General features: G+C 73.5%; 11 protein-coding genes. 4 read left to right on the top strand and 7 right to left on the bottom strand.

Annotated features, from left to right (window positions below; translation table 11 throughout):
• Nucleotides 1-113: 113 nt before the first annotated feature.
• From BUE43_RS19960 to BUE43_RS19945, 4 genes are all read right to left on the bottom strand, one after another.
• Nucleotides 114-590: a cysteine dioxygenase gene (locus BUE43_RS19960; RefSeq protein WP_073485433.1), complete on the bottom strand. Its 477-nt coding sequence runs from the start codon at nucleotides 588-590 to the stop codon at nucleotides 114-116.
• Between the two features lie 407 nt (nucleotides 591-997).
• Nucleotides 998-2,167: a cystathionine gamma-lyase gene (locus BUE43_RS19955; RefSeq protein WP_073485430.1), complete on the bottom strand. Its 1,170-nt coding sequence runs from the start codon at nucleotides 2,165-2,167 to the stop codon at nucleotides 998-1,000.
• Nucleotides 2,164-3,186, bottom strand: coding sequence for an NAD(P)H-dependent glycerol-3-phosphate dehydrogenase (locus BUE43_RS19950; RefSeq protein WP_073485428.1), 1,023 nt, complete (start codon nucleotides 3,184-3,186; stop codon nucleotides 2,164-2,166). The genes BUE43_RS19955 and BUE43_RS19950 overlap by 4 nt, the downstream gene beginning before the upstream one ends.
• A complete protein-coding gene (locus tag BUE43_RS19945; RefSeq protein ID WP_073485426.1) occupies nucleotides 3,183-3,905 on the bottom strand; it encodes a lysophospholipid acyltransferase family protein in 723 nt (240 codons plus the stop codon). Before BUE43_RS19945 ends, BUE43_RS19950 begins: the two co-directional genes overlap by 4 nt.
• 123 nt (nucleotides 3,906-4,028) lie before the next feature.
• On the opposite strand from BUE43_RS19945, the gene cofC reads away from it, so the two are divergent.
• From cofC to BUE43_RS19925, 4 genes are all read left to right on the top strand, one after another.
• Entirely contained in the window at nucleotides 4,029-4,670 is a 642-nt protein-coding gene (cofC, locus tag BUE43_RS19940; RefSeq protein WP_073485424.1) for a 2-phospho-L-lactate guanylyltransferase, read from the top strand.
• 296 nt (nucleotides 4,671-4,966) lie between these two features.
• A complete protein-coding gene (locus BUE43_RS19935) occupies nucleotides 4,967-5,176 on the top strand; it encodes a hypothetical protein (RefSeq protein WP_073485422.1) in 210 nt (69 codons plus the stop codon).
• Between the two features lie 97 nt (nucleotides 5,177-5,273).
• Complete coding sequence (locus BUE43_RS19930; protein WP_407697130.1) at nucleotides 5,274-7,622, top strand: RNA degradosome polyphosphate kinase; 2,349 nt, start codon at nucleotides 5,274-5,276, stop codon at nucleotides 7,620-7,622.
• Between the two features lie 130 nt (nucleotides 7,623-7,752).
• A complete protein-coding gene (locus tag BUE43_RS19925) occupies nucleotides 7,753-8,772 on the top strand; it encodes an NUDIX hydrolase (RefSeq protein WP_073485419.1) in 1,020 nt (339 codons plus the stop codon).
• 784 nt (nucleotides 8,773-9,556) lie between these two features.
• Here the strand turns inward: BUE43_RS19925 and BUE43_RS19920 are convergent.
• The 3 genes from BUE43_RS19920 to leuC form a co-directional block, all read right to left on the bottom strand.
• A complete protein-coding gene (locus BUE43_RS19920) occupies nucleotides 9,557-10,180 on the bottom strand; it encodes an HU family DNA-binding protein (RefSeq protein WP_073485417.1) in 624 nt (207 codons plus the stop codon).
• 294 nt (nucleotides 10,181-10,474) lie between these two features.
• Nucleotides 10,475-11,074: a 3-isopropylmalate dehydratase small subunit gene (leuD, locus tag BUE43_RS19915; RefSeq protein ID WP_073485414.1), complete on the bottom strand. Its 600-nt coding sequence runs from the start codon at nucleotides 11,072-11,074 to the stop codon at nucleotides 10,475-10,477.
• A gap of 76 nt (nucleotides 11,075-11,150) precedes the next feature.
• Nucleotides 11,151-12,554: a 3-isopropylmalate dehydratase large subunit gene (gene leuC / locus BUE43_RS19910; protein ID WP_073485412.1), complete on the bottom strand. Its 1,404-nt coding sequence runs from the start codon at nucleotides 12,552-12,554 to the stop codon at nucleotides 11,151-11,153.
• Nucleotides 12,555-12,642 lie beyond the last annotated feature (88 nt).

Below are 12,642 nucleotides of genomic sequence, written 5' to 3'. Positions count from 1 at the left end.
GTGGGTGTCCCGCGCGCGTTGACGCGCGCGGGACACCCACCGGACACCGCGCGGGGTGACCGCCCTGGGACACCGGCGGCCCCGTCGGCGTCCCGAGGCGCGGGAGGCAGCCCCTAACCGAGGCGGATCGGGCCGGCGGGGCTCATCCGGTACCGGTTCATGCCCCGCCGGCCGGGGCGGAACACGTGCACGCTGACCGCGGGGTCCGCTCCCTCGTTGGACACTTCGTGCACGTGCCCGGGGCCGAACACGCGGGTCTGCCCGGCCCGGACGACGTGCATCACCTCGGCGGCGGGGGTGTGGCCGGCGCCGCGGGCGACCCGTTCGGTCAGCACGCCGGAGACGACGGTGAACGCGCCCGCCGAGCCGCCGTGGTCGTGCAGGGCGGCGCGCTGCCCCGGCAGCCAGGACATGAGCCACACCTCGTGGTCCTCGGTGCTCTCCAGCGGGGCGGTCCAGCGCTGGTCGGGGTCGTACCGCAGCAGGCGCCGCCACCGGCCGTCGGCGGCATGGGCCAGGGCGACCAGGGCGGGGTGGGCGAGGGTGTGCGATGCCGTCACGGCGACGGTGTTGGGGGGAACGGCGAACACTGTGCTCTCCGGGATGCGTCCGGCACGGGCCGGCCACGGCGCGCGGCTCCTCCGCTGGGGAGGGCGGTCAGTGGCCCGGCACGGCCCGCTGCTGCCGAGGATCAGGGACGGGCGGGATGCGTCACCGGGTCGAACAGAGCGCGCTGGCCACGCGGCGGAGGTCGATGTGACCCCTCCGGAGTTCCATGGCACGCGTCAGCACGGCAACGAGGGAACCAGGCGCCGCCGTTCGGGTCAAGCGCGTCCACGTGCTGGAACACGCGGGCGCCGGACGGCCGCCCGCCACCGGCGCGGGCAACCGCCCTCCACTGGGGCGGGTAGCCGCCGAGTTCGCCACCTGAGGTCGACACCCGAGGTCTCTGCCTGACGTCTCTGCCCGAGGTCGCCGTCCGAGGACACGCCCGGGGTCAGGGCCAGCTGATCCCGTCCAGCGCCGCGCGGATGTCGGCGACGAGGTCGGCGGTGTCCTCGCACCCGACGGACAGCCGGAGGAAGCCCTCGGGAACGGGGTCGCCCCAGCGGGCGCGGCGGTCGGCGGTCGTGTGCAGGCCGCCGAAGGACGTGGCCGCGCCGACGAGGCGGCTGCGCTCCAGGAACCGCCGCACGGCGTCGGCGTCGGGCAGCTCGAAGCCGAGCACGCCGCCGAACCGCCGCATCTGGCGCGCGGCGACGGCGTGCGCGGGATCGCTTTCCCAGCCGGGCCACCGGAGTCCGCGCACGGCGGGGTGGTCGTGCAGCGCCTCCGCGACGGCGCGGGCGTTCTCCGCCTGCCGCGCGAGTCGCAGGTCGAGGGTTCCCAGGCCGCGCAACGCCAACCACGTCTCGAAGGGGCCGGGGATCGCGCCGCTCAACGTCCTCGCCCGGCGCAACGCGTCGGCGAGGTCGGCGTCCCGCACCGTGACGTGGCCGAGGAGCACGTCGCTGTGCCCGGACAACGCCTTGGTGTCACTGGCGATCACGACGTCCGCGCCGAGTTCCAACGGGCGCTGGCCCAGCGGGGTCGCGGTGGTGTTGTCGACGGCGACCATGGCGCCGGCGGCGTTCGCCCGCCGCGCCAGTTCGCGGATGTCGCAGACGTCGAGGCCGGGATTGGACGGGGTTTCCAGCAGCACCAGCACGGCGCCGTCGAAGACGTCCTCCGTCCACGGCCCGGCGGTGGGCGCCTCGCGGACCGAGACCCCGCTCAGCTCGGTGCGCGCCCACTCCCGCACGGCGAAGTAGCCGTCCGAGGGCAGCACGAGGCGGTCTCCCGGGCGGAGGAGCACGCGCAGCAACGTGGTGATCGCGGCCATCCCGGACGGGAAGACCACGCACCGCCCGCCGTCGAGTTCGCCGATCGCCTGTTCCAGCGCCCGCCAGGTGGGGTTGCCCGCGCGGCCGTAGACGTCGGTTTCGCCGCCCTCGCCGCCGGGCGAGAGGTGGTACTGGGTGGACAGAACCGGCCCAGCCACAAGGGGTTCGCCGGGCACGGCCGCGTGTTGTCCCGCGTGCACGCACCGGGTTCCGTCGCCCCACGCGTGGTCGAGGTCCGCGAATTCCGGGTTCCCACCGACGGGAACGCGCTCCCCCGCGCTCACGCGAACTCCGCCTTCCGTTGCCGTCCCAGGAGATCCGCCGCCATGGCCCTCGGGCTCAGTCCCTCGTGGCAGACCCGGTGCACCGCGTCGGCGATCGGCATCTCCACGCCGTGCCGCGCGGCGAGCTGCCGGATCGAGGAACAGGACTTCACGCCCTCGGCGACCTGCCCGTGCGCGTGGGCCTGCGCCTGCTCCATGGTCTCGCCCCTGCCGAGCCGTTCGCCGAAGGTCCGGTTGCGGGACAACGGCGAGGCGCACGTGGCGACGAGGTCGCCGAGGCCGGCCAGTCCGGCGAAGGTCTGCGGGTCCGCGCCGAGCGCGACACCGAGCCGGGAGGTCTCGGCGAGCCCGCGGGTGATGAGCGTGGCCATCGTGTTGTCGCCGTAGCCGAGGCCGCTGGCCAGTCCACACGCGAGCGCGATGACGTTCTTGCCGGCCCCGCCGACCTCGCAGCCGACGACGTCGGTGTTGGTGTAGGGCCGGAAGTAGCCCGTGGAGCAGGCGTGCTGCAACGCCACCGCCCGCTCGTGGTCGACGCACGCGATGACCGTCGCGGTCGGCTGCTCCTCGGCGATCTCCCGCGCCAGGTTGGGCCCGCTCACGACCGCGACGCGGTCCTCCTCGACCCCGGCGACCTCGCGCACCACCTCGCTCATGCGCGCGAGGGTGCCGAGCTCGACTCCCTTGGCCAGGCTGACCAACGTCACGTCGGGCGGCAGAACGTCGCGCCACGCCGCCAGGTTCGCCCGCAGCGTCTGGCTCGGCACCGCGAGCACCACGGCGTCGGCGCCGCGCACCGCGGCCAGCGGGTCGGAGGTCGCGCGCAGCGCGTCCGGCAGCCGGATTCCCGGCAGGTACCCGGAGTTCTCCCTCCGCTCCTGGATCTCGTCGGCCACGGCGGCGCGGCGCGCCCACAGCACGACGTCGCGGCCCGCGTCGGCGAGGACCTTGGCGAAGGCGGTGCCCCACGATCCCGCGCCGAGCACCGCGACCCGCCCGACCGGCGTCGCGCCCGTCACCGGGCCTCCCCGTGCTCCCGGCTGCGGCCGGGGTGGAACTCGCTGGGCGGCTCCTCCCCCCGCACCTGGCCGAGCTGCTCCCGGATCCGGGTCATGAGCAGGTCCGTGACCTCGCGCAGCAACGCGTTCGTGACCGGCCGGCCGCGGTACTCGGAGAGGTCGACGGGCTCGCCGGCGCGCACGGTCACGGTCCGGCGCGGGCGGAGCCGCAGCTTCTTCTTGTAGTGGTCGTAAACCTCGTGCGTTCCCCAGTGGACGACGGGCACGACGGGGACGTCGTGCTCCAGCGCGAGCCGGGCGACGCCGGTGCGGGAGCGCATCGGCCAGAAGTCGGGATCCCTGGTGACGGTGCCCTCGGGGTAGATCACCACGACCCGGCCGGCGACCAGGGCGTCGCCGGCGGCGGCGAGGCTCTGCTGCGCGTCCGCGCTGCCGCGCCGCACCGGGATCTGGAGCGCGCCGACGAGGACGTTCCGCAGCACCGGGACCTTCCACAGGCTGTCCTTGGCCATGAAGCGGGGGACGCGGCCGCGCTTGTGCGTGAACACGGCGGTGTAGGGCGGGTCGAGGTAGGAGATGTGGTTGCAGACCAGCAACGCCGGCCCGTCGGCGGGGACGTGCTCGAGCCCCTCGAACCGGCGGCGCGCCAGCAGCCGCGTCGCCGGGTGGAACAGCACGGCGGCCAGTCCCACCCAGAAGCCGCCCTTCTCCTTGGCCACCCGTCCTCCTCGTTCTCCTCGCGGCTGGTGCGCCGTGGCGAATCCCGCGTGAGTCTTCCCCGGTGGGGCGCGTGGAGTCCAGCCGGGCCGCCTCCCGCGCGGCGCGTCGAGGAGGATGGACCCGTGCGTGCGGTGGTGGACGTGCTCGTCCCAGTCAAGCGGCTGAGCGCCGCGAAGTCCCGGCTGCGCGGCGCGGTGGGCGCCGTGGAGGACCGGCGGACCCACACGGCGTTGGCGTTGGCACTGGCGATGGACACGGTGCGGGCGGCGCGGGCGGCCGGGGCGGTGCGCCGGCTGGCCGTGGTGACCGCGGACCCGCTCGTGGCCGAGATGCTGCGCGAGGACGACGTGGAGATCCTCGCGGACCAGCCGGACGACGGCCTGAACCCGGCTCTGCGGCACGGGGCCGCGGTCCTGCGGTCCGAGGACCCGGGAGCCGCGTTGGCGGCCCTGCAGTCCGATCTGCCGGCCCTGCGGCCCGCCGAGCTCGACGCGGCGTTGACGGCGGCGCTGGCCGCGGGCCGCGCGTTCTGCCCCGACCGGCAGGGAACCGGCACGACGCTGCTCGTGGCCGGCCGGGGGCAGCCGTGGGACCCCCGGTTCGGGCCGGGCTCCGCGCTGGCGCACGCGGCGTCCGGGGCGGTCGCCCTCGACGGCCCGTGGCCCTCGCTGCGGTGCGACGTGGACACCGAGGTGGATCTCCGGCTGGCCACGGAGTTGGGCGTGGGACCGCACACCACGGCGCGTCTGGTCGCCGCCAGCTAGCGCCCTTCGCCGTGCCCGTGAACTCGCGGTACCGGTGAATTCGCAGTACCAGCGAACCAGCGTCCCGTGCTGGCCGCTCGTTCACCGCCGGGCCTGCTTTACCGCCTGCCCGCCGAACGCGCGAGGTCCTCGCGCATGACGACCGCGGAGTGAGAAGCCCCGCGCGTGCGCCTCATCACAGCAGGTGCCCACTTCTGTGTTTCGGCACGGGAATCGGGGCAACCCATCTCCCGAAGCACGGTGTCCACGGCCTTCGGGCGGTCTGACGACGCCGAACCGCCGCTTACGATCGGGGGGTGAACCCGCAGCAGGAACAGGCCACTGTGCACACCGTCCACCCGGACGGTTCTGTGGTGCTGCTCCGCGACGACGGCGTGCTGGTCGACGCGCCAGCCGCGGCCGTCGCGGCGGGCGGGTGGCGCGCGCCGCGCCAGGGCCAGCGGGTGACCGTGCGTCGTCAGGAGGGCACGATCAGCGCAGTGCTTCCTCCAGTCACCCGCGCGTAACGTCGGTGTCGCACGGCCGTGTGCGTGGTGGAGGAGAATCGGAGCTGTGAGCAGCGGAAATCGCGAGGATCGGGTGACTGACCGATCCCCCGATCAGGTGACAGCGACCACGTCGGCCACCCCGACGTCGGCGGTGTCCTCGGCGACCTCGGCGTCCATCGGAACCCAGGGGACCACCGCGTCGGCCAAGGCCGCGCCGAAGTCCGGGGACTCCCGGTCGGGCAACGGACGCCGGACCACGACGCGGAGCCGGACCCCGCGCGCCGCCACCCGGCGCGAGGGCGGGCGTTCCTCCACCACGACCACCCGCCGCCGCGCCGACAGCGGCCAGCAGGCCGCGCCCACCGTTCCCGCTGTTCCCCCCGCGGTGACCAGGACGGAGCGGTCGACCGACCTGCCGGACGACCGCTACCTGAACCGCGAGACCTCCTGGCTGGACTTCAACGCCCGGGTGCTCTCCCTGGCCGAGGACGTCTCGCAGCCGCTGTTGGAGCGGGCCAAGTTCCTCGCGATCTTCGCGTCCAACCTGGACGAGTTCTACATGGTCCGGGTGGCCGGCCTGAAGCGCCGCGACGAGACCGGGCTGTCGGTGCGCAGCGCCGACGGACTCTCGCCGCGCGAGCAGCTCGCCCGCATCTCCACCCGCACCCAGGACCTCGTCGAGCAGCACGCCAAGGTGTTCCTCGGCAGCGTGCTGCCGGAGCTGGAGAAGCAGGACATCCGCATCGTCACCTGGGACGACCTGGACGACCCCGACAAGCTGCGGCTGTCCGACTACTTCACAGAGCACATCTTCCCGGTGCTGACGCCGCTGGCCGTCGACCCGGCGCACCCGTTCCCCTACATCTCCGGCCTGTCGCTGAACCTGGCCGTGACCGTGCGCGACCCCGAGGGCGGCACCGAGCGGTTCGCCCGGATCAAGGTGCCGGACAACGTGCCGCGCCTGGTGCGGGTGGAGACCGACCGCGAGTCCGACCTCGCGACGTTCCTGCCGCTGGAAGAACTCATCGCGGCCCACCTGGGCAAGCTGTTCGCCGGCATGGACGTGGTGGAGCACCACATCTTCCGGGTCACCCGCAACGCCGAGGTCGAGGTCGAGGAGGACCGCGACGAGGACCTGCTGCAGGCGATGGAGCGCGAGCTGGCGCGCCGCCGCTTCGGCCCGCCGGTCCGGCTCGAGGTCGCCGACACGATGAGCGAGCACGTGCTGGAGCTGTTGCTGCGCGAGCTCGACGTGGACCCGCACGACGTGGTCGAGGTGCCCGGCCTGCTCGACCTGTCCTGCCTGTGGCAGCTCTACTCCCTCGACCGGCCCCCGCTCAAGGACGCCCCTTTCGTGCCGGCGACGCACCGGGCCTTCGGTGAGGGCGAGACGCCGAAGAGCGTGTTCGCCACGCTGCGCGAGGGCGACGTGCTCGTGCACCACCCCTACGACTCGTTCTCCACCAGCGTGCAGCGGTTCGTCGAGCAGGCTGCGGCCGACCCGCACGTGCTCGCCATCAAGCAGACGCTGTACCGCACCTCCGGCGACTCCCCCATCGTCGACGCGCTCATCGACGCGGCGGAGGCCGGCAAGCAGGTCGTGGCGCTGGTGGAGCTGAAGGCCCGCTTCGACGAGCAGGCGAACATCAAGTGGGCCCGCGCGCTGGAGAAGGCGGGCGTCCACGTCGTGTACGGCCTGGTGGGCCTGAAGACGCACTGCAAGACCGCCCTGGTGGTGCGGCAGGAGGGCTCGACGATCCGGCGGTACTGCCACATCGGCACCGGCAACTACCACCCGAAGACGGCGCGGACCTACGAGGACCTGGGCCTGCTGACCGCGGAGCCGTCCATCGGCGCCGACCTCACCGACCTGTTCAACGTCCTCACCGGCTACGCGCGGCAGAACACCTACCGCAGTCTGCTCGTGGCGCCGCACGGCGTGCGCCGCGGCATCATCCAGCGCATCGAGCGGGAAATGGAGCACGCGGCCGCGGGCCGGCCGTGCGGCGTGCGCCTGAAGGCCAACGCGCTGGTGGACGAACAGGTCATCGACGCGCTCTACCGGGCGTCGCAGGCCGGGGTTCCGGTGGACGTGGTCGTCAGGGGGATCTGCGCGTTGAAGCCGGGCGTGCCCGGCCTGAGCGAGAACATCCGCGTCCGCTCCATCCTCGGCCGTTTCCTGGAGCACTCGCGGATCTTCCACTTCCGCGGCTCGGACGAGCACTGGTTCGGCAGCGCGGACATGATGCACCGCAACCTCGACCGCCGCGTCGAGGTGCTGGTGCGGGTGACCGACCGCAAGCTCACCGGCGAACTGGACGCCATCTTCGACTCCGCGATGCACGAGGAGACCCGGAGCTGGGTCCTGGAGTCCGCCGGCACCTGGCGTCCCTCGCCCGAGCCGGGGCGGCGGGTCCGCGACCACCAGGCCGAGATGGCCCGGTTGCACGGCGCGAAGGCGTGACACCGAGCGGAGAACGCGGACACGGGGAGTTCCGGCGGTCGGCGACGGCGTCGTTGCCCGCCGCCGGGACTTCCCACGAGCCGAACGCGGCATGCCGTGGGGAAGGCACGAGCGGAGGCGGGACAGCGGCATGACACCGACCGGCCGAACCGGACAGGCGGAGGTGCGGGCGGCGGGCGCCGTGCTGTGGCGCGACGCCCACGGCGGAGCCGGGGACGGCCGCGACGGCGTGGAAGTGGCCCTGGTGCACCGCCCCCGCTACGACGACTGGTCGCTGCCGAAGGGCAAACTGGACGAGGGCGAGACCGTGCCGGCGGCGGCGGTCCGCGAGGTGGCCGAGGAGACCGGTCTCCGCGCGGTGCTCGGCCGCGGTCTCGGCCATGTCAGCTACCCGGTGTCCACAGCGGACGGCCGCGAGCTCCGCAAGCGCGTGGACTACTTCGCCGCCCGCGCGGTCGGTGCGGACGGCGAAGCGGGCGTCATGCCCGAGCCGCACGACGCCGACGAGGTCCACGACGTCGACGAGGTCGACGAGGTGCGGTGGCTCCGGCCGGAGAGCGCCGAACGCCTGCTGACACACGCCTCGGACCGCCGGGTGCTCGGCGCGTTCACGGCGCTGCCCGCCCACACGAGAACACTTCTGCTGGTGCGGCACGCCAAGGCCGGCAAACGCTCGGAGTGGACCGGGGACGACGACCTGCGCCCGCTCACCAAGAGAGGTTGGCGTCAGGCGGCCGCTCTGCGGAACCTCCTGCCCCTCTTCGGCGCGAGCGCCGTGCACTCCGCCCCGCGCGTGCGTTGCCTGCAGACGGTTCAGGCGCTCGCCGACGACCTCGACGTGGACGTGCACGACGAACCCCTGCTGTCCGAGGAGGGCTACTGGCCCGATCCGCCGGCCGGGCTCGCCCGGCTGCTCGCCGTCGCCGCCGGGCCCGGCGTACCGGTCGTCTCCAGTCAGGGCGGCGTGATCCCGGACGTCGTGGCGCGCCTGGCCCGCGACTCCGGCGTCGACCTCGTTCCGCTGCTGGACGACGAGGGCGACGTGCCGAGCAGGAAGGGCAGTCTGTGGCTGCTCTCCTTCACGCCGGCCGACGAGCCGGGGCCGCCGCGTCTCCTCGCCGCCGACTACTTCGCCCAGCCGTTCGCCTGATCCCGGTTCCCCGCCCCGCCGTCAGCCGCGGCGGGGCGGGGCGGAGTTCCGTTCGGGGTCCGGGGAATCCCGCGTCGGGCGCGTGAAGTCGTGCCGCCGCCGGGAACACCGGTCGCCTCGACCAAGGAAGAGCTGGGGAGGAAGCGGCCACTCGTGGACGCGGTCGTCACGCCCGGGCGCGAACGGGCGCGGAGAAGTCCGCGCGGAGATTGGTGGCGCGCCCGGCAACTTCCCGGCCGCCGAGAACGGACCGGGTGCCCTGACACTGGCACGCACGAAGACCCGATCGGGATGTTTGAAATCCGATTCCCCATCGGACGGTGTAAGGACGCGCGCTCGATGCGGGGCGTCGGGCCATCGACGCGACAGGACCCGTTGGTGGGGGCGGAGCGTCGCGGCGGCAGGAAATCCCGGAATCCCGTGTGTTCCCACCGCCGTCACGACGAGGGACACCCCGTGTGGAACACCCCCGAACGGCCCCTCAGCTGGCACCAGAACGCCGAAGAGGCCCGCACCGGCACTGGGGAGCGGACCGGACGCCAGCGACGGCGGAGGGGGCGCTGAGACCGCGCTGACGGCCCGGCAGGAGCTCGCGGCCGACGTCCCGGTTCGTTCCGGGTCACGAGGCCCGCCGCCGACTGTCCCGGTGGGCCGGTCAGTCAGTCCCCCGGGTTCCGCCCCGCTCTCGGCGTGGGGTCGGGGAAAAAGAGCCGGGGCCCGGCCATGTGGATGGCCGGGCCCCGAACGGCCGCGCCGCGGGGGCGGTGGGCTCGGGTGAGCCCACTCAGCTCTTCTTGGTGCGGGTGGCGCGCTTCGGCGCCGCCTTGGCGGGAGCGGCGGCGGCGGGAGTGGCGGCGGCCTTCGCGGTGGTGGCGCGCTTCGGCGCCGCCTTCGCGGTCGTGGCCTTCGCCGTGGTGGCGCGCTTCGGCGCGGCCTTGGTGGCGGTGGTGGCCTTGGCCGTCGTCCGGGTCGTCGCCTTGGCGGCGGTGGCCCGGGTGGTGGCGGCGGCCTTCTTCGGCGCGGCCTTGGCGGTGGCGGTCGCGGCCTTGGCCGGAGCGGCCTTCGTGGCGGCGGCGGTGGTCGCCTTCGCCGGAGCGGCCTTCTTCGGCGCGGCCACGCGCGGCAGCTTCCGGGTGCCGCCGATGACCTCCTTGAAGGTGGTGCCGGCGCGGAACGCCGGAACGTTGGTCTTCTTCACCTTCACGGCCTCGCCCGTGCGCGGGTTGCGCGCGGTGCGGGCGGCGCGGGCGCGCTTCTCGAAGACGCCGAAGCCGGTGACGTTCACCTTGTCGCCCTTGTGCACGGTGCGCACGATGATGTCGACCAGGCCGTCGACCGCCGACGCCGCGGTCTTCTTGTCGCCGTCGAGACGCTCAGCGAGCGCCTCGATGAGCTGGGCCTTGTTCACTTCAGTCCCTCCCGAGGGAAAACACACTCAACGGCCCCGTCGGACCGACTTTGGTCACGGTAAGCCGAAGAGCTGCGGATTTCCAATCGCCACGCCCGGAATCCCGTTGGGGCGCGGGTGGTTCCGCTCCTCCGAGGGACGGTCGCGGGGCTCGTGCCGTCGTGGGAGGCGAAGTGCTCCGGTGCCGAAAGGCGCTGGTTACGGCGTTGCGGACCGCCGCGATGCCCTGTCCTGACGAGGAATCGCGGCGGTCCGCGACGCCGTCGACACCGTCCGCAGCCGTTTTCCGGCGCTTCAGCCGGCGACGGACTGCGTGGTGGGCAACCAGGACGGTCGCGCGCGCTCGAACGCGTCGACCTCCGCCGAGTGCCGCAGCGTCAGCGCGATGTCGTCCAGTCCCTCCAGCAGCCGCCAGCGGGTGTAGTCGTCGATGGCGAAGGGCACCGCGAAGTCCTTGGCCCGGACGGTCTTCTCCCGCAGGTCCACGGTCACCTCGACGCCCGGCTCCGCCTCCAGCGCCCGCCACAGCCGCTCCACATCGGACTGCTCGCACTGGGCGGCGAGCAGCCCCTGCTTGCCGGCGTTGCCGCGGAAGATGTCGGCGAACCGGGAGGAGACGACCACCCGGAAGCCGTAGTCGGCCAGGGCCCACACGGCGTGCTCGCGGGACGAGCCGGTGCCGAAGTCCGGCCCGGCCACCAGCACGCTGCCCGAGCGGTAGGGCTCCGCGTTGAGCACGAAGTCCGCGTCCGCGCGCCACGCCGCGAACAGGCCGTCGGCGAAGCCGGTGCGGCTGACCCGCTTCAGATAGACGGCCGGGATGATCTGGTCGGTGTCCACGTTGGACCGGCGCAGGGGGACGCCGACGCCGGTGTGCGTGGTGAACGGTTCCATTGCTGCAAGCCTCCTGCGTGAGCGGGGGCGGCCGGCGCGGCTCCCGCCAGGGGCGCCGGCCGCCGGTGCCGGGTGGTCAGTCCAGGTCCTCTGGCGAGGAGAGGGTGCCGCGCACCGCGGTCGCGGCGGCCACGAGTGGCGACACCAGGTGGGTCCGGCCACCCTTGCCCTGCCGGCCCTCGAAGTTCCGGTTGGAGGTGGACGCGCTGCGCTCGCCGGGCCGGAGCTGGTCCGGGTTCATGCCGAGGCACATGGAGCAGCCGGCGGAACGCCACTCCGCGCCGGCGGCCAGGAACACCTCGTGCAGGCCCTCGTGCTCGGCCTGGGCCCGCACCCGCATCGAGCCGGGAACCACCAGCATCCGCACGCCCTCGGCCACCCTGCGCCCGCGCAGCACGTCCGCCGCGGCGCGCAGGTCCTCGATGCGGCCGTTCGTGCACGAGCCGAGGAACACGGTGTCCACACCGATCTCCCGCAACGGCGTTCCGGGGTTCAGGCCCATGTAGGCGAGCGCCTTCTCCGCGGCGACCCGCTCGACCTCGTCGGCGATCCGGGTCGGGTCCGGCACCCGCTCGGCCAGCGGCAGGCCCTGCCCGGGATTGGTGCCCCAGGTGACGAACGGCGTGAGTTCCTCGGCGTCGAGCCGGATCTCGCGGTCGAAGACGGCGTCGGGGTCGGTGCGCAACGTCCGCCAGTACTCCACGGCGGCGTCCCACTCCGCGCCCGTCGGGGCGTGCGGGCGGCCGCGCAGGTACTCGAACGTCGTCTCGTCCGGCGCGATCATCCCGGCCCGCGCGCCCGCCTCGATCGACATGTTGCAGATGGTCATCCTGGCTTCCACCGACAGGGACTCGATGGCGCTGCCCCGGTACTCCAGCACGTAGCCCTGGCCGCCGCCGGTGCCGATCCTGGCGATGACGGCGAGGATGACGTCCTTCGCCGTCACGCCCGGCCGCAGCCGACCGTCCACAGTGATCGCCATGGTGCGGAACGGCCGCAGCGGGAGCGTCTGCGTCGCCAGCACGTGCTCGACCTCGGACGTGCCGATGCCGAAGGCCAACGCGCCGAAGGCGCCGTGCGTCGAGGTGTGGCTGTCGCCGCAGACGACCGTCATCCCCGGCTGGGTCAGCCCGAGCTGCGGGCCCACCACGTGGACGATGCCCTGTTCCGCGTCGCCCATGGGGTGCAGCCGCACCCCGAACTCGGCGCAGTTGCGCCGCAACGTCTCCACCTGGGTGCGGGACACCGGGTCCGCGATGGGCAGGTCGACGCCGACGGTCGGGACGTTGTGGTCCTCGGTCGCGATCGTCAGGTCCGGCCGGCGCACCGGCCGGCCGGCCGCGCGCAGCCCGTCGAACGCCTGCGGGCTGGTGACCTCGTGCACGAGGTGGAGGTCGATGTAGAGCAGGTCGGGCTCGTCGCCATCACCGCGACGCACCACGTGCGCGTCCCAGACTTTCTCCGCGAGGGTGCGACCCATCGCTCCTCCCCGTCGAGGTGTCGTTCGAGGTTGCTTCGGTCGATTGGCCCGTTCGCGCTAGACTTCCCACATGTCGGGAAGCTAGTAT

This window comes from Streptoalloteichus hindustanus, from assembly GCF_900129375.1.
Lineage (GTDB): Bacteria > Actinomycetota > Actinomycetes > Mycobacteriales > Pseudonocardiaceae > Streptoalloteichus > Streptoalloteichus hindustanus.
Note: the sequence above shows the minus strand (reverse complement) of the source record. Positions and strands in the feature narration are given on the sequence as shown.